The 20808-nt window shown below is 42.9% G+C and carries 18 protein-coding genes; 2 read left to right on the forward strand and 16 right to left on the reverse strand.

What is annotated here, in order from left to right; all coding sequences use genetic code 11:
* Nucleotides 1-25 precede the first annotated feature (25 nt).
* Nucleotides 26-502 carry a PTS system mannose/fructose/N-acetylgalactosamine-transporter subunit IIB gene (locus tag EAI95_RS09310; RefSeq protein ID WP_023024885.1) on the reverse strand — a complete coding sequence of 159 codons (477 nt, stop codon included), beginning with the start codon at nucleotides 500-502 and terminating at the stop codon, nucleotides 26-28.
* The gene (locus tag EAI95_RS09315) at nucleotides 499-2286 is read right to left on the reverse strand and encodes a beta-galactosidase family protein (protein ID WP_129822783.1); all 1788 of its coding nucleotides are present in this window, start codon (nucleotides 2284-2286) and stop codon (nucleotides 499-501) included. The genes EAI95_RS09310 and EAI95_RS09315 overlap by 4 nt, the downstream gene beginning before the upstream one ends.
* A gap of 131 nt (nucleotides 2287-2417) precedes the next feature.
* Here EAI95_RS09315 and EAI95_RS09320 point away from each other — a divergent pair, with 131 nt between their 5' ends.
* Nucleotides 2418-3134: a GntR family transcriptional regulator gene (locus EAI95_RS09320; protein ID WP_006595289.1), complete on the forward strand. Its 717-nt coding sequence runs from the start codon at nucleotides 2418-2420 to the stop codon at nucleotides 3132-3134.
* A gap of 393 nt (nucleotides 3135-3527) precedes the next feature.
* Here the strand turns inward: EAI95_RS09320 and purB are convergent, their stop codons facing one another.
* From purB to purD, 8 genes are all read right to left on the reverse strand, one after another.
* Nucleotides 3528-4826, reverse strand: coding sequence for an adenylosuccinate lyase (gene purB / locus EAI95_RS09330; RefSeq protein ID WP_129822784.1), 1299 nt, complete (start codon nucleotides 4824-4826; stop codon nucleotides 3528-3530).
* 57 nt (nucleotides 4827-4883) lie between these two features.
* Nucleotides 4884-5111 (reverse strand): phosphoribosylaminoimidazole carboxylase, encoded by a 228-nt coding sequence (locus EAI95_RS09335; RefSeq protein ID WP_129822785.1) that lies wholly within the window; start codon nucleotides 5109-5111, stop codon nucleotides 4884-4886.
* Between the two features lie 63 nt (nucleotides 5112-5174).
* Nucleotides 5175-5324, reverse strand: a complete 150-nt coding sequence (locus EAI95_RS09995; protein WP_173018625.1) for a hypothetical protein — start codon at nucleotides 5322-5324, stop codon at nucleotides 5175-5177.
* Complete coding sequence (locus EAI95_RS09340) at nucleotides 5317-6360, reverse strand: hypothetical protein (protein WP_129822786.1); 1044 nt, start codon at nucleotides 6358-6360, stop codon at nucleotides 5317-5319. The genes EAI95_RS09995 and EAI95_RS09340 overlap by 8 nt, the downstream gene beginning before the upstream one ends.
* Nucleotides 6361-6622: 262 nt before the next feature.
* Nucleotides 6623-7279 carry a DUF6037 family protein gene (locus EAI95_RS09345; protein WP_238662908.1) on the reverse strand — a complete coding sequence of 219 codons (657 nt, stop codon included), beginning with the start codon at nucleotides 7277-7279 and terminating at the stop codon, nucleotides 6623-6625.
* Nucleotides 7257-8339: a 5-(carboxyamino)imidazole ribonucleotide synthase gene (gene purK, locus EAI95_RS09350; protein ID WP_129822787.1), complete on the reverse strand. Its 1083-nt coding sequence runs from the start codon at nucleotides 8337-8339 to the stop codon at nucleotides 7257-7259. The genes EAI95_RS09345 and purK overlap by 23 nt, the downstream gene beginning before the upstream one ends.
* Complete coding sequence (gene purE / locus EAI95_RS09355) at nucleotides 8326-8814, reverse strand: 5-(carboxyamino)imidazole ribonucleotide mutase (protein WP_000805610.1); 489 nt, start codon at nucleotides 8812-8814, stop codon at nucleotides 8326-8328. The genes purK and purE overlap by 14 nt, the downstream gene beginning before the upstream one ends.
* Before the next feature lie 190 nt (nucleotides 8815-9004).
* Complete coding sequence (purD, locus tag EAI95_RS09360) at nucleotides 9005-10270, reverse strand: phosphoribosylamine--glycine ligase (protein WP_129822788.1); 1266 nt, start codon at nucleotides 10268-10270, stop codon at nucleotides 9005-9007.
* A 183-nt stretch (nucleotides 10271-10453) separates the two neighbouring features.
* Between purD and EAI95_RS09365 the strand changes: the two genes are divergently transcribed.
* Nucleotides 10454-11467 (forward strand): GBS Bsp-like repeat-containing protein, encoded by a 1014-nt coding sequence (locus EAI95_RS09365; protein WP_129822789.1) that lies wholly within the window; start codon nucleotides 10454-10456, stop codon nucleotides 11465-11467.
* A gap of 54 nt (nucleotides 11468-11521) precedes the next feature.
* On the opposite strand, the gene purH is transcribed toward EAI95_RS09365, so the two are convergent.
* The 6 genes from purH to EAI95_RS09395 all read right to left on the reverse strand — a co-directional run bounded on the left by purH (nucleotide 11522) and on the right by EAI95_RS09395 (nucleotide 20603).
* The gene (gene purH, locus EAI95_RS09370; RefSeq protein WP_129822790.1) at nucleotides 11522-13069 is read right to left on the reverse strand and encodes a bifunctional phosphoribosylaminoimidazolecarboxamide formyltransferase/IMP cyclohydrolase; all 1548 of its coding nucleotides are present in this window, start codon (nucleotides 13067-13069) and stop codon (nucleotides 11522-11524) included.
* Between the two features lies 1 nt (nucleotide 13070).
* Complete coding sequence (locus EAI95_RS09375; protein ID WP_129822791.1) at nucleotides 13071-13772, reverse strand: hypothetical protein; 702 nt, start codon at nucleotides 13770-13772, stop codon at nucleotides 13071-13073.
* 9 nt (nucleotides 13773-13781) lie between these two features.
* Nucleotides 13782-14339 (reverse strand): phosphoribosylglycinamide formyltransferase, encoded by a 558-nt coding sequence (gene purN, locus EAI95_RS09380; protein WP_129822792.1) that lies wholly within the window; start codon nucleotides 14337-14339, stop codon nucleotides 13782-13784.
* On the reverse strand, nucleotides 14339-15361 hold the full coding sequence (gene purM, locus EAI95_RS09385; RefSeq protein ID WP_129822793.1) for a phosphoribosylformylglycinamidine cyclo-ligase: 1023 nt from the start codon (nucleotides 15359-15361) through the stop codon (nucleotides 14339-14341). The genes purN and purM overlap by 1 nt, the downstream gene beginning before the upstream one ends.
* Nucleotides 15362-15425: 64 nt before the next feature.
* Nucleotides 15426-16865 (reverse strand): amidophosphoribosyltransferase, encoded by a 1440-nt coding sequence (gene purF / locus EAI95_RS09390; RefSeq protein WP_129822794.1) that lies wholly within the window; start codon nucleotides 16863-16865, stop codon nucleotides 15426-15428.
* Nucleotides 16866-16877: 12 nt separating this feature from the next.
* Entirely contained in the window at nucleotides 16878-20603 is a 3726-nt protein-coding gene (locus tag EAI95_RS09395; RefSeq protein ID WP_129822795.1) for a phosphoribosylformylglycinamidine synthase, read from the reverse strand.
* Nucleotides 20604-20808: the final 205 nt, after the last annotated feature.

Raw genomic sequence — 20808 nt, forward strand, 5'->3', positions numbered from 1 at the left:
AAAATTTTTCTTTTTTATTTATAAACTATTTGAGTAACTTCAAGAAGTCTTCAATTGGATCATTTGGAACCATTTGAGCAGTTAGCTTAACTCCTTTTTCAGCTAGCTTGTGGAAAGCTTCCACATCAGCATCCACTACGTTGATCGAACGAGTAATCGGACGAGTCTCGTCTGATTGAGACATGTTCCCAACGTTTAAGGTTTCAAGTGGCACACCTGCTTCTACCAAACCGAGGAAACGATCTGGCTTGCGAGCTACGATGAAGAGACGTTGGCTGTCATATTTTCCAGCCAAGATATTTTCTGCAGCCTTTGCTACTGGCAAGATACTGAGCTTGACACCAGGTGGTGTCGCTAGTTTCAAACCACTTTTTTCGATATCATTTTGAGCGACTTCATCATCGATCACCATGATACGTGAAATATTCAGTTTGGTAGTCCAAAGATTGGCTACCTGCCCGTGGATCAAACGTCCATCGATACGGCATCCTACAATAGTCATAAGTTTTCCCCCTTTACTTCTTTGAATGTAGGTTGTGAAACAAGTTTTAAGGTCTCCGTCCAAGTCCCCTCGGTCTCAAAGACGAGAATCTCATTTTCCCCATCTTTGAGAAAACCATGAGGGATGTAGAGGGAGAGTGTTGGACCGACTTCCCAGAAACGGCCGATATGGTGGCCGTTTACAAGAACGATCCCTTTTCCAAATCCAGTCATATCAAGGAAGGTATCCTCAACCTGATCTAGATGAAAAGCAAATTGATAAAAAGCTGGTTGACCTTCTTGCCATTCTTTCGAAAAATCCAAGCGATCCAACTGGCTAAAATCAAGCGCATATTGTTTCCAATCAAGCTTGAAATGTAGATCGATACAAACTCCTGTTCGGATTCCTTTTCGTTGGGTGTCCGCTAAAAGTTTGTGCCCATAATTGACTCGTCCCATGTTTTCGATCAAGAGCTTTAAGTTTGTAATCGTTTTCTTTTTCCCGTTTAAAAAAAGATCTTGACCGATTTCTTCTTGGTATTGAGTGGCAATCAATTGATCATTGGCATAAACCTGTACCCGGTCACGCGCATCGATGATACGCAAGCGCTCTTCTTCCGCATCCATTTCAACATCTGTCTCATAGAGTAGATAGCCTAAGGGATGGTCGATTTCTTCCATGGTCTGTGGATAAAGACTTTCTGTGACCTGAGCAATCTCGTTTAAATTACCAAATAAACTAGTCTTGTTGGTTACCTTTAGTCTATGCTCTGGCAAAGTCGACTTCACAAGCGGATCCATCTGTGGATACTCTGGATAGTAGGTCGCCATCATCTTTTTGACTGCATGGTACTTAGGAGTCGGATTGCCCTGCTCATCTAAGAGAGCATCATAGTCGTAAGATGTCACTTGCGGGAGATCCACGGTCCCTCGTGCTGAGCAACCGTTCATAAATCCAAAGTTGGTCCCACCATGGAACATATAGAGATTGATAGAGCCTTCTTGTAAGACTTCATGGACTGCTTCTGCCAACTCTTCTGGATCTCGCTTGATGATAGGCTCTTTCCACCGATTGAACCAGCCATCCCAAAATTCCATACACATGAGTGGCCACTCTTTATCATGCTCAGCAAAGAATTCTTTCATCTGAGAGAAGTTGTAATTCGCACGCGAACCAAAATTACCGGTTACAAAGAGTCCATCCTCAATCAAGGTCCCTGCTCGAAGGGTCGCCCTCCAAGGTCCATCAGAGGTGAAGAGTGGACAAGTAATATCCCGCTCAATCATTAGATCTCTGATCGCCCGAAGGTAGGCCTTGTCTTCGCCATAAGAGCCATATTCGTTCTCAACCTGCATCATGAGGATATTGCCCCCACGATCCAATTGGTACTTGGCCACACGTGGCAAGAGCTCGTCGTAATAGTGAGCCACTTCCTTGAGAAAGGCCGGATCCGATGAGCGAATCCGAAGGTCTTCTTCTATTAACCAGGCTGGCAAGCCCCCAAATTCCCACTCCGAACAGATGAACGGTGACGGACGGAGAATCACATACAGATCCAACTCTTGAGCTACTTGGATAAAGTGCTCCAGGTCCAAATTCCCTTCAAAGTGAAAGTGGCCTCTTTGCGGCTCATGAGCATTCCATGGAACATAGGTTTCAACAGTATTAAAACCTAGAGCTTTTAGGTTATATAAGGAATGATACCAATCCTCACGATCGATCCGAAAATAATGAATTGCACCAGATAAAATCTTAAAAGGTTGATCATTTAAATAAAAATCTTCACGGATTTCAAATGCCCCCATACTGAGAACCTCCTTCTAAGAAACCCTTTTCATTTATCAATATAATATATTAATAAAAAAATGTCAACCACTTTTGAAAAAATATGTTAAAATAATATTAACAAGGGATATCGAAAGAAGAGGTGAAGCACATGGCAATCCCAAAATACCAACACATCAAAGATGATTTGAAGCAACAAATTATCTCAGGCAAATTCGAAAATGGAGATAAATTTTACACAGAAGCCGAGTTGATTAAAATTTATAATGTTAGCTCGATTACTGTTGTTCGTGCTTTGAACGATTTGGCTAGCGATGGATACATCGTCCGTCAACAAGGAAAAGGAACCTTTGTTTCGCGCGCTAGAAAACACAAGCTGGTTGAGTTTTCAGACGTTGAAACCTTCCCTATCCAAAAAGCGACTGTAAAAGTTCTCTCTATTAAGCGTGGCAACGCGCTGAACATCTTGGATAAACTAGGGCTCGCTCCGACTCAATTCTATTATAAGATTGATCGGACTCGTCATATTGGTGAAGATACCTATATCTACCACCAGACCTATGTCCCAGAGCAATATATTAACCCAAATTATCCGAGCTTAGATTACTATAGTTCGATTTATGATCGCTTTAAAGAAGATTATCATATCCATATGAATGATGAACACTTTGAAGAAATCAATGATATTGTATTCCCAACACCAAGCAAAATCGCTTCTGTGTTGAATATCGATGAAAACTTCCCAACTGTCCGTCAAGTGAAGACGACAAAATTGGAAGCGACCGGTCAAATTCTCGAATATAGCGAAACCTATAAACGCGGCGACTACTATAAAATCAAATTTATCTCTTGTGATCGTGATCATTGATCATTCAAAGTCTGGGGTCTGGCCTCAGACTTTTATGATACAAATTATAGCATGAAAAAATAGTTCCTAAAACATGTAAAACGAATAATCTATAATTAGTGATAGACTTCCTATAAATAGTTTAATCAGTCAAAATTTATTATGATAAATTCAAGCTCTAGAGCACCTGTTATAGGAAAAGAGAGTGGGACAGAAATCGGTAATTCGTTAGAATTCGATTTCGTCGTCCCACCTCCGCACAGTTGAGTAGGGCTGTAAAAGCTGATGAAATCAGCCTAGTAGAGCCCACTCAACCACTGCGTCTTGCTCGACAATCCAAAGACAATTGAGAGGCTAGGACTTTTGTCCCAGCCTCTTTTCGTCTATTTTTCAAATTCTCGTTTTTCGTTGCGATTAGTCACCCAAACCGATGCGTTCGAAGATTTCATCCACCCGTTTGGTGTAGTAAGTTGGGTTGAAGATTTCATCAATTTCTTCTTGAGTGAGGCGAGAAGTTACCTCTGGATCTGCTTCAAGAAGTGGTTTGAAGTCTACTTGGTTATCCCAAGAGTAGGCTGTTTTTGGTTGCACCAAGTCATAGGCTTGCTCACGGGTCATCCCTTTTTCAATCAAGGTCAACATGGCACGTTGGCTGAAGATCAAACCAAATGTTGAGTTCATGTTGCGGATCATGTTTTCAGGGAAGACTGTCAAGTTCTTAACGATGTTTCCAAAACGGTTAAGCATGTAGTCAATCAAGATGGTCGTATCTGGTGCGATGATTCGCTCAGCTGATGAGTGAGAGATATCACGTTCGTGCCAAAGAGCGACGTTTTCATAGGCTGTCACCATGTGACCACGGATGACACGCGCAAGACCTGTCATGTTTTCAGAACCGATCGGGTTCCGTTTGTGAGGCATGGCTGAAGATCCTTTTTGGCCTTTGGCAAAGAACTCTTCCACTTCACGTTGTTCTGATTTTTGAAGACCACGGATCTCCGTTGCCATACGCTCGATAGAAGTTGCGATGCTAGCAAGAACCGCAAAGTACTCAGCGTGAAGGTCACGAGGAAGGACTTGTGTAGAGATTTCTTGAGCACGGATACCAAGCTTGTCGCAGACGTATTTTTCAACGAATGGTGGGATATTGGCAAAGTTCCCAACCGCACCAGAAATCTTACCAGCTTCCACACCAGCAGCCGCATGCTCGAAACGCTCGATGTTGCGTTTCATTTCGCTGTACCAAGTTGCCAATTTAAGACCAAAGGTTGTAGGCTCAGCGTGCACACCGTGCGTACGCCCCATCATGATCGTGAACTTATGCTCCTTAGCCTTGTCCGCGATGATGGTAAGGAAGTTTTCAAGATCCTTGCGGATGATATCGTTGGCTTGTTTGTAGAGGTAACCATAGGCTGTATCTACCACGTCGGTAGATGTCAACCCATAGTGAACCCACTTGCGCTCTTCGCCAAGCGTCTCAGAAACCGCACGCGTGAAAGCCACCACATCGTGGCGAGTCTCCTGCTCAATCTCCAAAATACGGTCGATGTCAAAGTCCGCTTTTTCACGAATCAAAGCCACATCTTCCTTAGGAATTTCCCCCAATTCAGCCCAGGCTTCGTCAGCCAAGATTTCCACCTCAAGCCAAGCACGGTATTTATTTTCTTCAGTCCAAATGTTCGCCATTTCGGGGCGGCTATATCTATCAATCATGTTGTTAATTTTTCCTTTCTTTTGATGTTTCACATCAGTTAGCAAGCGGCAATCACTTTATTCAAATTCTTCTTTCCCAATCCACACAGAGGGATAGTGATCCAGTGTATTCAAATCCTTATCCAGCGGGGCATCATAGATAGCTAAATAGTTATCAGGATATTGTGCAACTAGCTCTTCATACTTAGTTTTCACCTTTTCGTGATCACTACTAGCATACAAAACTTCAACGACTGCCCCCGTCTTCTCTTTTTCGACAAATGCGTTGACGATGAGTTGAATCATAAGAATTAATCAAGTCCGTAGCCCGTATTCAGTTTTGGTGAATACGTGAGCCCTTGTTCCTTTCTATTTTTCGTTTTTTCCTGAAAAATGATTGACTATTGCTGTTCCTCCAACAGAAAGTATTACTGTTGCAATCAATCCAATATTTTCCTTCACAATTTTAACAGGTTTATTTAATGTTTTACCGATTTGATGAATTTGTTTTTTATCCATGTTGTTCTCCGTTCAATAATTCTTCACCAGTAAGTTCAATACTAACTATATCTCTTTCCAGTAGTTCCATTGTTCCAATTTGAGCAATGAAGTCATTGGGTTCAATGCACCATTTTATTTGACATTGCTGTTCTTCATTGTCTAAATCTTGTAATTCTACTAGTTTTGATACATATTCACGGTTATCTTCAACCAAAGATTTTATAGGTGAATAAATTGTATCAAGCAATTTATCATTACCTGTCACCAAATAAGTTTTAGCAAGTAAATCACTAGCCTTTATGATATAAGAAAATTGATCATTTAATTCAAAGAAACTATGTGAAATGTCTTCGTTAAATTTATCATCAAATAAAGATTTTAAAAACAGCATAAATTTTGAATTTGGAATAGGAATTTGTTTGTTGATCTCTCTTTCAAATTCTTTAATAAGGGCTGCTCGCCCTTCATTCAACTGGTTTATTGAATTTAATAACAAAAATTGTTTGTGTGGATTATCATCAGACATTAGTAAAGCCTGATTTACCGTGCTTTCTGCACCTAAAATTTTTGCTCGTCTATCATCTTTCTGTCCCTGCTTAATTTCCAAACTGAGCTGTTTAACTTCAGAGAGAAGAATTTCTAAATCATTAATTTTCTGAGCATTTGCTAATTGATTCACATTATATATGATATTCTGTAAAACTTCAGGATTATCCATAACAATCTTTTCTAGTCTAGCTTTAGAAACAATATCGTTATTTGTTCCTTTAGTCACAAAATTGGGTAGCAGAGACTTCCTATCCGCTGTCTTCTGAAAATCAATTTCTCCATTTTGAAATTTTTTTAACTGATCCTGAGTGAATTTAACAACATACATTTCCTCAGGATTGATATTTTGTTTAATTTCTTTGTAAGAATTAACAATAGTCGAAAAATAATTACCAACTTGTTCAAAACTTTTTATTTTATTTTGAAATAGTTCAACATCAAGTGGGGTATTTCCCGCTTCTTTCGTTTTGGCTAGTTTATCATTTTTTATGACTAATTCGCCCATATATCCTCCTGTCAAAAATCAATTTCATCGCTAAACTCTATCATATACCATTTTATCACAACGATCATCTACTTATCGCCATATCCACTACCTCTTGGGCATAGATAGTTGTTGTCCCATAAAGAGGGAGAGCTGTGTCTGCTTGCTTTACTGATAAATTAAAAACTCTTTGATTGTATCATTGATGAGCTCATAATAGGAAGTCGTGTTTCCCCTACTCATGCCACCGATAAGATCGATTGTTTTTAGGTTTGTTCTCCGATTAAGATGTTTCTCCTTTAAAATATTGTTCATCCTCTGCAAAGTGTTTTAAAATGTCAGAATCGGTCCGCTCCTTATCTTTATCAAAAGAATAACAGAAGCTAATATGACGTTCATTTTGAAGTTTATCATATAATAACGGTCTAAGTAATTTTGTTTTATTTGAATTGAATATGCTTCGTTCACCATTGTTAGGATTTCTTCTTACATGAGTACAATATACTTTATTGGGATCTTCTGCATCACTTCTACTCAAAGAATGAACCATCGCATTTTTTTCGATTGTGCTAATATCATTTGGAGCAGGAACAACGGGAGGAACCGACCTTCCTATTTGCTCAGTAAGCTGGTGAAGCATACTTCCCAAATTACTAGCATACTCAATGCCAAAAAACTCCCTCAAATTTTTTGCATCTACAAACAACCGCTGGCTACTCGCTTCAACTTGCAATTCATGACCTAAATCATCACTTTTCATAAAATGTAATTTTACTAGTGAATATTCTTCTGTTCTTTGTTCTCTTCCAACAAATCTTTTTACTAAAACTATATATTCTACATTCTTATATGTAAAGATAAAACTACAAATAGTCCAACTTTTTCTTTCATATCTGACTTTAATAACTTCAAATTCTCTAGCATAAACAAAACTCCTCAACCTTATCCGGTTCATTACTAAACAAAGTCACATGTCCCATTTTGCGGTTGTGCTTTGCTTCTAGTTTACCATATAAGTGGAGGTGAGCGCTTGGATTTTCTGTCACATATGTTTCAGCAGTCTCGACATGTTGGCCGAGAACGTTGAGCATGACAGCTGGAGCATGGAGGTGTATTGCTGGTAATGGTGCTCCAAGAACACCTAAGATATGCGTGTCAAATTGTGAAAAGTCGCAGGCTTCGATTGAGTAGTGCCCAGAGTTATGCGGACGTGGGGCAATCTCATTGACAATGATGTCATCAGCTGTCGCAAACATTTCCACGCAAAGAGTTCCAGACAAGTTCAGTTGCTCAGCAATTCGTACTGACATAGTTTTGGCTTTCTCAGCTAGACTCTCAGAAATGCGAGCTGGCACAATGGTCTTAGAAAGGATGTTGTTGCGGTGGATATTTTCCTGCACTGGGAAAACTGTCACGTCCTTGCCATTTCCTGATACAATAACAGAAATCTCCAAGTCAAAATTAACAAATTCTTCCAAGACGCAGTCTGCTGAATCCGCTAGTGCATAGGCTTCTTCTAAATCTTCGGCTGAACGAATAACCTTCTGACCATGCCCATCGTAACCACCTGTCGCCGTCTTGAGGACATAGTTTTTTGATAGGTCTATATCTATCAAGTCTTGGCTAGAAGTCACGACCTTGTAAGGTGCCACGGTGACTTGAGCCTTGTTTGATAAAAAGTCCTTTTCAAAGATACGGTTTTGTGAAATGCGGAGTAGGTCTGTCCCTTGAGGGAGCTGACCATCCTTAATGACAGCATCCAAACCGTCTGCATCGACATTTTCAAACTCATAGGTCAGGACATCGCAACGCTCAGCTAACTGACGGAGGGCATCCACATCGTTATAAGGAGCCACGATAATTTCCGCTACACGAGAGGCTGGGCAATCCGCCGCAGGATCCAGCGCGATAACCTTGTGTCCCATGTAGATAGCAGAAATGGCCATCATCTGACCCAGCTGACCGCCACCGATAATTCCGATTGTTTTAGATGAGCTCATTTGTAGACTCCTCTGCGATTTTTCCTTGTTCTTCTGCGAAATCTGCCAAAGCTGTCGCAATAGCCTGGTCCTCTACTGATAGGAGACGGAGGGCAAAGAGGGCTGCGTTGGTCGCACCAGCTTCACCGATAGCCATGGTTGCGACTGGTACACCACCTGGCATCTGTACAATCGAGTAAAGCGAGTCCACACCACTAAGGGCACGAGACTTGACGGGCACGCCGATGACTGGAAGGGTTGTTTTAGCAGCTACCATTCCTGGCAAATGGGCTGCGCCACCCGCACCCGCGATGATGACTTTGATGCCACGGCTACGTGCTTCCTCCGCATGTCTAAACATGAGGTCTGGTGTACGGTGAGCGGAAACAACTTTCTTTTCGTAGACTACACCGAAGCGGTCTAGGACTTCTGCTGTTTTTTGCATGGTTGCCCAGTCGGATTTTGAGCCCATGATGATGGAAATTACTGGTTTCATTTCTTCTCCTTTTTGATAATCGTCTATTGTAGTGCGGACGTAAGCGACCGCCCAGGGCGTTCCATTACTAAAACTGGAGCCTAGGTCTCCAGTTTTCCGCTCCTAGTAGCAAAGCTACTAGAGTTCCACTACTGCGACGATTATCCTATACTAGCTCGCTTTCGCTCGCCATTGACAAATATTATATCTGTTAATCTTTTATGGCTTTGCTACCGATATCTGTACGGTAAAATAGGCCTTCTGTGTTTTGTTTGTTGAGTTCCTTGTAGATAATGTTTTGGCCGTCTTTGACGGTGTCTGCTGTGGTAACCAGCATGTAGACACGTCCGCCATTTGAGAGGAGGTCTTGGCCATTTTCAGCGAACTTAGCACCGGCATAGTAGGTGATGATGTCGCCTTCTGTCTTGGCTGGAAGCTTGACACCTTTTTCATAGTCTAGTGGATAACCGTTGGATGCTACAACCACACCCAGTGTCACACCCTTGTCTGTCCAAGTGATAGCTGGCTCCTTGCCATCGAGGATGTCCGTGATATTTTGGGCAAAATCAGATGTCAAACGAGGCAGGATAATTTGCGTTTCTGGATCTCCGAAGCGAGCATTGAACTCGATGACTTTGGGTCCATCAGCTGTCAAGATAAGACCAGCGTAAAGGACACCAAGATAAGGGCGACCTTCTTTGATCATGCCTTCAAGAACCGGCTTGACAATGGTATCAACCGCTGTGTCAACCACGCTCTGTGGCAAGTGAGGAACTGGCGCATAAGCCCCCATCCCACCAGTATTAGGACCCTTGTCACCATCATAAGCACGTTTGTGGTCCTGAGCCGTTGGCATGATGTAGAACTTGTCGCCATTGACAAAGGCAAAGAGAGAGAACTCTTCCCCGTCCAGGAATTCCTCGATGACCACACGCGCACCTGAGTCACCAAATTTATTGTCCAAAAGCATTTCGTGAGCGGCTTCGACGGCTTGCTCGACTGTCTCCGCAACGACGACACCTTTCCCAAGAGCCAAACCATCTGCCTTGACTACGATAGGTGCCCCCTGCTCTTCAATATAGGCCTTGGCTTCCTCGAAATCTGAAAATGTGCCATAGGCTGCTGTTGGAACGCTGTATTTGACCATGATTTCTTTAGCAAAATCCTTAGACCACTCTAGCTCAGCCGCAGCCTTTGTCGGACCAAATGCTTTGAGTCCAGCTGCATTGAAGTCATCCACGATACCAGCTGCAAGGGCATCATCTGGACCGATAAAGGTCCAAGCAATATCGTTGACTTTTGCGAAGTCAATCAACTTAGAATGTTCGGAAATTCCGATATTGATCAAATCCAGACCGTCTAATCGCATCCCGTCATTACCAGGAGCCACAAAAACCTGCTCAACGTCCTTAGACTCCAACAACTTCTTAGCAATCGCATGTTCACGACCACCAGAACCAACAACCAAAAGTTTCATCTCGAACCTCTTTTGCGAATTATTTTATTAAATTATATCATAATCGTTCGTTTTGTTCTAATATTACAAGGGATGTCCGATGATTTTCGTTAGAAAACAAACTTTTTCATTATTTTTTAAATTTCTGCTACTTTTTACGAATATTATAATTGAGACCTCTAATATTTTTAAAAAAGGAGTTTTATGCAGGGAATTAAGAAACTACTATTGGCAGCTTGCCTTTTCTGGGCAGGGACTTCACAAATTGCAAGAGCAGACCAAAACGTCAATTACATCTACAAGGAAAAGGGACAATTAGTTGTTCACCTCGGGACCATTCCAGACCGCTTCCAAAGCGTTAGCGTCCCCATTTGGTCTGAGCAAAATGGCCAGGACGACCTCATTTGGTATCCTGTTCAACGAGGAGAAAATGGCTTTGATTTGCAAGTACCTTTGACCAATCATATGGATCAAGCAGGACTTTACCATATCCATGTCTACGGCATCCATTCTAACGGAAACATTGAAGGATTGTTTCCTCTACAGACAATCGTTGAGAAAAAAGACCTCGCATCTTCCCAACCCAAGATCTCAGTCCGACCTATCACTGCACAGCTATTCGAGATCCAACTCCAGCTCTTTGAAGATGTGGAAGAAGTCCTCTTTCCCATCTGGTCTGAACAAGATGGCCAAGACGACTTAATCTGGTATCCTGCAAAAAGAACGGAACCTGGTCGCTACCAATTGTCCTTCAACGCTGAAAAACATAAAGGGAACGGAACCTTTCATCTCCATGTCTATCAAAGAGACAAGGGGCACTTAAAAGGCCTGCTCGCCACAGAATTTCAGGTCGAGCGGGCTAAACCTGCGCCACTCGTCACCCAGCCGGATAATTACTATCCCGTTGGCGAATGTACCTGGGCAGCAAAAGAGCTGGCTCCTTGGTCACAAAACTGGTGGGGAAACGGTGGTATGTGGGCTGCTAGCGCTCGCGTTGCAGGCTTCCGGACAGGAACTACCCCTGAGATCGGCGCTATCGCCTGCTGGGACAACGGTGGCTATGGCCATGTTGCAGTCGTGACAGAGGTTGAACATGAACAAAAGATTCAAGTGAAGGAAGCTAATTACAATGGAAATCGGACCATCAACAATTTCCGTGGCTGGTTTGACCCCACGAATGTTGTCTGGGGAACGGTCAGCTATATCTACCCAAATTAAAGGTTTCTTAACCAGCAGAAAAGGCACTCATCAATCGATGAGTGCCTTATTTGATTAGTGTCTGAAGTGACGAACACCTGTAAAGATCATGGTTAAACCGTATTTATCAGCTGCTTCGATGGATTCTTGGTCACGGACTGAGCCTCCTGGCTGGATGATGGCTTTGATCCCTGCTTTGGCAATTTCTTCTACATTATCCGCAAATGGGAAGAAGGCATCTGAAGCAAGAACAGCGCCGTCAAGACGGTCTTTCGCTTGGTCAATCGCAATACGGACTGAAGCTACACGATTGGTTTGACCAGGGCCAACACCAAGTGTCATGTGGTCATTAGTCACGATAATTCCATTTGATTTGACATACTTGATGGCTTTCCATGCAAACTCAAGAGCAGTTGCTTCTGTCTCCGTTGGTTGGCGCTTGGTCACCACTTGCCAGTCAGCTGGACTTTCTTTCACCACGTCTTGGTTTTGCACGAGGAGTCCGCCGACAACACCTGTATATTCTGCTTCCACTTCACTATCATCTTGAGCGTCAAATGGCAAGGCAAGGATTCGCAAGTTTTTCTTTTTATTGGTCAAAATATCTAGCGCCTCATCCGTATAGCTTGGCGCGATGATGATTTCAAGGAAAACACCATGCATCTTCTCAGCAGTCGCAGCATCTACCTCACGGTTGAGAACGACGATCCCACCAAAGATAGAAACTGGGTCAGACTCATAAGCGTAGTCCCAAGCTGTTTCGATATCGTCGGCTTGACCAATACCACATGGGTTCATGTGTTTCAAAGCCACAACGGTTGGACGTTCTTTGAAATCGCGGATGATCCGAATCGCCGCATCCGCATCACGGATGTTATTGAAGGACAATTCTTTCCCGTTGAGCTGTTTAGCGGATGCAATCGAGTAATCCGTCGGCAAGGCTTTTTGGTAGAAATCGGCATCTTGTTGAGGATTTTCCCCATAACGCATAGCTTGTTTGAGGTCATAGGTTAAAGTAAGTTTTTCAGGTTTGCTTTCGCCCACTTGAGCTGTGAAGTATTCTGCAATCAAGGCATCGTAAGCTGCTGTGTGACGGAAAACTTTGGCTGCCAAACCTTGTCGAGTTTCGTAACTTGTTTCGCCATTAGCTGCCAATTCGTCAAGCACAACAGCGTAGTCCGCAGGATCTACTACAACTGTCACGCTAGCGTGGTTTTTCGCTGCTGAGCGAAGCATGGATGGCCCACCGATATCGATGTTTTCAACAGCATCCGCATAAGTCACGGCTGGTTTGAGGACGGTTTCCTTGAATGGGTAAAGATTGACCACAACAAGATCAATGAGCTCAATCTGATTGTCCTTGGCTGCTTCCAGGTGGCTATCCAAGTCACGGCGCGCGAGGAGACCACCGTGGATATTTGGATGGAGAGTCTTGACGCGACCATCCATCATTTCCGGGAAACCAGTCACATCGTCGATGGCAATGGTGTCTACCCCAGCATTGTCAAGGGCAACTTTGGTACCACCTGTTGAGATGATGTCCCAACCGAGTTTTTTAAGTTCTTGGGCAAATTCAACAATGCCCGCTTTGTCTGAAACGCTGATTAAGGCACGTTTGATCATGTTAGTTATCTTCCTTTTCTAAGAGCATATATTTTACTGCTGAAAGAACATCCGATAGATAAACTTCTTTTGAAGCTTTTCCAAATATAGGATATTTAATAAAACCTTTTATTCCACCATCTATTGCTTTAAGCAAAATCACTATTATAGCTACTAAAGCGAGTAAACCTAAAAAGGTGCCAAATGATATACCCGTTTTGTCTGTAACAAACAGTCGATTTAAAATCAAAGTAATAAACGCTGTTACTAAAACCGTTCCAACTGTCCCAATAGATTGTACAATATTCTCGTATTTTTTAAGCTGGATATTTCGTTTAGTACTTAAATCTTCTAATAACATATTAGCAACACTGTAGGCGTTACTACCATAGAGATTTTTCAAGCTAGTTTTTACTTCATTACATAATTCTGAAAATTTGCTAGGCGCTCCTGCTGATACATTATCAAATTTACGCACACAAAACCAAAATAATACAATAGCAACTACAGTACAAAAAAGAGAAATAAACTTCAAACAGTTAAAATCAGAAGAAAGGTGAAACAAAATTAGATCTATAATATAAAAAATTATCATAGCAAGAAGAGAATACACTAAACGTCTTCTCATTTTTCTGATTTCGGGATAAAATTCTTTCTCATATTCATTGAAAAAAATTTCAAATTTTTTGACATTTTCTAATAAATCATCAATTACTTTATTCATAAAACTCCTTTATAATTTCCTCTCTACTCCCAAACTTTCCAACACCCCTGGATACAATTTGTACTCTGTTTCGTGGATGCGAGTCTCGAAAGTATCAAGGGTATCATCCGATAGACGTGGCACACGAACTTGTTTGATGACCTTGCCAGTATCAACGCCAGAATCTACCCAGTGAATGGTCACGCCGCTCTCAGCAACACCTGCATTCCAAGCATCTTCAATGCCATGAGCACCTGGAAATTCTGGCAGATAGGCAGGATGGATATTGATGATACGGCCTTCATAAGCTGCTAGCAAGGTTGGGCCAACGATTTTCATATAGCCTGCGAGGCAAACCAAGTCAATCTGGTGCTCATCCAAGAGCTCGACAATAGCTGCTTCGTAGTCTACCTTGCTCTCAAATTCCTTGAGTTCAAAAGCGTAGGATAATACCCCTAGCTTTTCGGCACGTTCTATGACATAGGCGTCACGATGGTCTGAAAAGACAAACTCCACCGGAAATTCTTCCGCAATCACCTGAAAATTTGAGCCATTACCAGAGGCAAAAACAGCAATCCTTTTAGCCATTATTTAATCACCACACTTGCGCCATCTTTCTTCACAATTCGACCGATTTCATAAACAGGTTCATCAAGAAGCTCTCTGACACGTTCCACATTTTCTGGTTTCACCGCAAGCATGAGACCAATCCCCATGTTGAAGATTTCAAACATTTCTTCATGTTTGATTTGGCCATATTTTTCAAGGGCTTTGAAAATTGGAAGTACTGGCACTTTGCTTTCATCAATTTCAGCAGCCAAGTCATCTGAGAACATACGTGGTACATTTTCGATGAAACCACCACCTGTGATGTGGGCAATCCCGTTGACCAATTCTTCTTTGATGAGTGGCAAAGCTGCTTTGACGTAGATACGAGTTGGTTCCAAAAGAACGTCTTTAAGTTTCTTGCCTTCCAATTCTGGGAGGACTTCTTCACCTGTGTAATCCGCAAAGACACGACGAACAAGTGAGTAACCGTTTGAGTGGATACCACTTGAAGCAAGTCCCAGAATCACATCCCCTTCAGCTACTTTTGAACCGTCGATGATTTGAGATTTTTCAGCAACACCAACAGCAAACCCAGCCAAGTCATAGTCGTCTTCGCCATACATACCAGGCATTTCAGCAGTTTCCCCACCGATGAGGGCTGCACCTGCTTGTACACACCCTTCAGCCACACCAGCAACGACTTGTTCTAGTTTAGCTGGTTCATTTTTACCAGTTGCGACATAGTCAAGGAAGTAAAGAGGCTCTGCACCTGCAGCGATAATATCGTTAACACACATAGCCACACAGTCTTGACCAATGGTGTCATGCTTGTCGTACTTGATGGCCAGCATGAGTTTAGTACCGACACCGTCAGTTCCTGAAATTAGAACGGGCTCTTTGACACCTGTTTTTGAAAGGTCAAACATGCCACCGAAACCGCCTAGAGCTCCCATGACACCTGCACGCTCTGTACGTGCCACGTGTTTTTTGATCCGTTCAACAACTTCATAACCCGCTTCAACATCCACACCCGATTGAGCATATGCATTCTTATTTGTCATTTGTTTATTCCTTTTTCTCTTCCTAGAGTCTACTGTGATTGATCAGATTCACTTGCAAACATTCCTAATAAAAGGAGGTCTGCTCATTCAAGCTTTCCAAATAGCGTTCTTCGTAGTCATATAAAGGTGTTGGGTATTTCCCATCGAAGTAAGCTACACAAAGACCACCGTTTGGTGCATCGGTATCAATACCAATAGAATCAATCAAGCCATCAATGGACAAGTAGGTCAAGCTATCCGCACCAATAATCTCACAAGTTTCCTCTACTGTATGGTTGGCTGCGATTAACTCTTCGCGACTCTGAATATCAATTCCGTAGAAACATGGATAAGCCAGAGCTGGGCTAGCAATTGCCACATGGACTTCTGTAGCCCCTGCTTCTTTCAACAATTTCACAATCCGACGAGAGGTGGTTCCACGCACGATAGAGTCATCAATCATGACAACTCGTTTGCCTTTCACGACACCAGATACGGCAGAAAGCTTCATCCGCACCCCTTGTTCCCGCAATTCCTGAGTCGGTTGGATAAAGGTCCGTTGGACATACTGATTCTTGATCAAGCCCATTTCATTTGGTAATCCAGATTCTTCCGCAAAGCCCATAGCAGCACTGAGAGAGGAGTTGGGAACCCCCACTACAATATCTGCTTGGTTCTTAAATTCTCGTGCCAATTGAGCTCCCATCCGCTTGCGAGCGGTATGGACGTTGACCCCTTGGATATTGGAATCAGGACGAGCAAAATAGATATACTCCATGGAACAAATCGCTAGTTGGGTATCATCCGTATAGTGATCATAGGTAATGCCGTTTTCATCGAAGATAACAAGCTCACCCGGATGTACATCTCGGATCCATTCTGCCCCAATCACCTCAAAAGCACAGGTTTCAGAAGAAACAACCAAGGCTCCATTAGCCATTTTCCCGATAGAAAGAGGACGGAAGCCATTTGGATCCAGCGCCGCAATCAGCTTATCTTCAAACAGCATCAGATAAGCAAAACCACCTTTGACCGTATTGAGTGCTTCCTTGATTTTCCCCATAAAGGAAGGGTTGTGGCTCCGACGAATCAAGTGAGCTAAAATTTCTGAATCAGATGTCGAGCTAAAGATGGCCCCATTTTTTTCTAATTCAGATTTGAGCGATTGGGCATTGGTCAAATTCCCATTATGGGCCAGACCAAACTGGGTATCTTGAAAGCGGAAGAGGAAGGGTTGGATGTTATCCACAGAAGCTTCCCCTGCTGTCGCATAGCGAACATGCCCAATAGCAGAACTTCCTGTCAATTTTTCCAGATTTAAAGGATTTCGAAAGACTTCTGAAAGCAGACCGGTATCCCGATGGCGTCTCAAGGTTCCTTGATCATTGGCCAGGATTCCTGCCCCCTCTTGTCCCCGGTGTTGGAGACTGTGAAGGCCAAAATAGGTGAGTTTCGCAGCGTCTGGATGACCCCAAATCCCAAAGACTCCACACTCTTCATTAAGAGATTTTACTTCGTATGTCATGTTGTATACCTTTTATTTTCCAGTAAAATATTGAACCGCTGATGCAAAGAGGTGCTGGTCTTTATTTCCTGGAATATTTTGGAAGAGACCGTCTTCGAAACGTTCTGAGTGTCCCATCTTCCCAATGATTTGACCGTTTTTGCTAGTGATTCCTTCAATCGCATGGACAGAACCATTTGGATTGTATTTAGAATCCATGCTAGGTTTTCCTTCGAAGTCAACATATTGGCTAAAGATTTGACCATTGTCACGAAGCTCTGCAAATTCCTCAGCCGTTACGACAAACTTCCCTTCACCGTGTGATACTGGGATGGCATGGATGTCACCAACTTCCACTCCAGCAAGCCATGGTGAGTTGGTATTGGCAATCCGTGTTTCCACCATCTTCGCCACGTGTTGGTTGGCATCATTGTAGAAGAGGGTTGGACTAGTACCGCTTGCATCTTCAAAGTTACCGTATGGAAGGAGACCTGATTTAACAAGGGCTTGGAATCCATTACAGATACCGATGATCAAACCACCACGTTCGATGAAACTATCAATAGTTGCACGTACTTTTTCATTGAGCAAGATGTTGACGATAAATTTAGCAGATCCATCTGGTTCATCCGCTGCTGAGAAGCCACCTGCAAAGAAGATAATGTTGGCTTTTCCGATGTTGTCAACCATGGTGTCAACCGACTTGACAATCGCTTCTTCATTCAATGTAACAAATGGTACTAAGTTGACTGTTGCACCTTCTTTTTCAAAGGCCTTAGCGGAGTCGTATTCCGAGTTGGTACCTGGAAATACTGGAATGTAAACCACTGGTGTTTCAACTGTTTCTTTGGCTTTAATCACAACATCTGATGCCACTGCAGGTACTTCTTCTAGTTCAGTAGCCTGTTCAAACTCAGTAGGGTAAACTTCTTCCAATTTACCTTGGAAAGCACTGTCAAGTTTGTGTCCATCAAGCGTTACACCATTGACAGTAAGTGTAAAGTCAGCCACTGTTCGTCCGATCTTGGTAATACCTGCAATCTCTTCAGGAGACGTGAAGACGAATCCACCCAATTGGGCTGTCAAGCTAGTGTCAAGGTCAGCTAATTCGACGTTAGCACCGATATGGTTCCCAAAGCTTGCAAGGGCAAGAGCTTCAAGGACACCACCATATTTGACAGCTGATGCGGCTGTCACTTTGTGAGCCTTTTGAATGGCTTCAAATTGAGCAAAGTTCGACTTGATGAGATCAAAGTCAATCTCTTGGGTTAAAGCTTGACCTGGGATGTAGTAGATATGTTCACCAGCAGCCTTAAATTCTGGAGAAAGAACCTTACGGCTGTCTGCTGTTGTCACCCCAAAAGCAACCAAGGTTGGTGGTACTGTCAATTCTTCAAAAGTACCAGACATCGAGTCCTTCCCACCAATAGATGGCAAACCAAGTTGAATCTGAGCTTCAATAGATCCAAGAAGAGCAGCTACTGGTTGACCAAAACGCTCTTCTTGTTTATCCATCCGCTCGAAGTACTCTTGATAAGAGAAACGGGCCTTAGACCAGTTTGCACCAGCAGCAACCAAGCGAGCGGTTGCTTCGATGACCGCATAAGCAGCTCCATGATATGGAGACCATTCAGCTACATAAGGGTTGAAGCCTTGCGCCATGACAGACGCAGTTGTTGTCACACCATGTTGGACTGGCAATTTCTGTACAGAAGCTTCCGTTGGTGTGAGTTGGTAGCGACCACCAAGTGGGTGATTGACTGTTGAACGACCAACCGAGCTATCAAAGATAGTTTGTAAACCTTTTTGACTTGCGTGGTTCAGGTCAGCCAAGACTTCAAGCGTATCCGCTTCAAGGGTTTTAGCAGATGTTTGGCGTTCTTCTGGAAGCTTGACATCCTTGTCAACCACCTTGGCATCGACAACTACCCGTACTCCGTTTGTATCAAGGAAACGACGTTCCAAATCAACGATGGTTTGGCCATTCCAGTGCATGACAAGATTTGGTTTCTCCGTCACGGTTGCCACGACAACCGCGTCAATATTTTCTTTATTACATGCCACAACGAAGGCCTCTACGTCTTCTGGACGAACCACCACGGCCATCCGTTCTTGTGATTCGGAGATAGCAATTTCTGTACCATTCAAGCCTTGGTATTTCAATGGCACTTTGTCTAGATCAATTTCAAGACCATCTGCCAATTCACCAATAGCCACACAAACTCCACCAGCTCCAAAATCATTGGATTTCTTGATCAGACGGGTCACATCCCCATTACGGAAAAGACGTTGAATCTTACGTTCTTCGATGGCATTTCCTTTTTGAACCTCAGCACCAGCTGTTTCAACTGATTCAACCGTTTGAACTTTAGAAGAACCTGTCGCACCACCGACACCATCACGTCCAGTCTTACCACCGAGCAAGATAATGACATCACCAGCTTCAGGCTTTTCACGAACAACATTTTCCTTAGGAGCTGCACCGACAACGGCACCTAGCTCCATACGCTTAGCAACGAAACCTGGGTGGAAGTATTCACGAACATAAGTTGTTGCAAGACCAATTTGGTTCCCGTATGAAGAATAACCGTGAGCTGCTGTTTTAGAAATCACTTGTTGTGGCAATTTCCCAGCACGCGTTTCGGAAATCGGCGCTGTAATATCACCAGCACCTGAGATACGCATGGCTTGGTAAACGTAGGAACGACCTGACAATGGGTCACGAATAGCACCACCGATACAAGTAGCTGCTCCACCAAATGGTTCGATTTCCGTTGGGTGGTTGTGGGTTTCGTTCTTGAACATGAGAAGCCATGGTTCTTTGACACCATTGATATCTACTTCAATTTCAACAGAGCAGGCATTGATTTCATCAGACACTTCCATGTCATCCAAACGACCATTGGCACGCTCATAGCGACCAAAAATAGTCGCCATATCCATCAAGGTTTGAGGTTTTTCCGTACGTCCCAACTCATCACGCATGGCGATATACTTGTCATAAGTCGCTTGCAATTGTTTTTGGAATTTAGAAGCTGAGAAGTCGATGTTTTTCAACTCAGTCTCGAACGTTGTGTGACGGCAGTGGTCAGACCAGTAAGTATCCAAAACCTTAAGCTCCGTCTCCGTTGGAACCCGTCCAATTGACTTGAAATAGTCTTGGATGAAGAGCAGGTCGTCCACTTCCATGGCCAATCCTTGCTCTGCCTTATATTGAGCAAATTCTTCTGCCGTATAAGTTTCAAAGAAATCCAAGTTTGGAATGGTCTTATCAGACTCAGAGAAATCCTGTTTAGCAATGCCAAGAGTGATATCTTTGAAACGAGAGTCCACTGGGTTCAAGAGATAGTTTTTAACAGCTTCCAATTCATTCGCATCAATATCCTTATTGACCAAGTACAATTGTGCTGTATTCACTGTTACATCATTTGAACTACCAAGCAAAAGCAAAGCTTCTTGTGAAGATGCTGCACGTTGGTCAAATTGACCAGGTAAACTTTCGATAGCAAAGAAAGCATAATTCTCAAGATCAGCCTGAACCGCAGCCTCGTCCAAAACAGTATCAGTCACTTGCTCAGAGAAGATGTGTTTTTCCGCACGCGCAAACAAGTCCTCTGCCAAACCAAAGACATCATAAACCTGAACAATCCGAAGATCCTTCAACGTTTTCAACTGAAGATTATGCTGTAATTCTTTTACTAAAGAGTCTGATTTTACACGAAAATCAGCTTTTTTCTCAACGAAAATACGTTTATCCATTTTAGTTCCTTTATTTCTATTCAAACACGCTATTGAAGACGAAGATTTACCGTTTCAAACAACTTATTTCAAGTCTTGTAATTTCTCCAACACAACCTTATAAACATCTGTCAAACTTCCCAAGTCCCTACGGAGTGAAAAGGTCTAGTAGACCTTTTCAGCCTGAGTCCTTTTACTTGAAAGACGAAGGTTTTCCGTTTCAAAC

Origin of the sequence: Streptococcus sp. bf_0095, assembly GCF_004166885.1 — a bacterium.
GTDB lineage: Bacteria > Bacillota > Bacilli > Lactobacillales > Streptococcaceae > Streptococcus.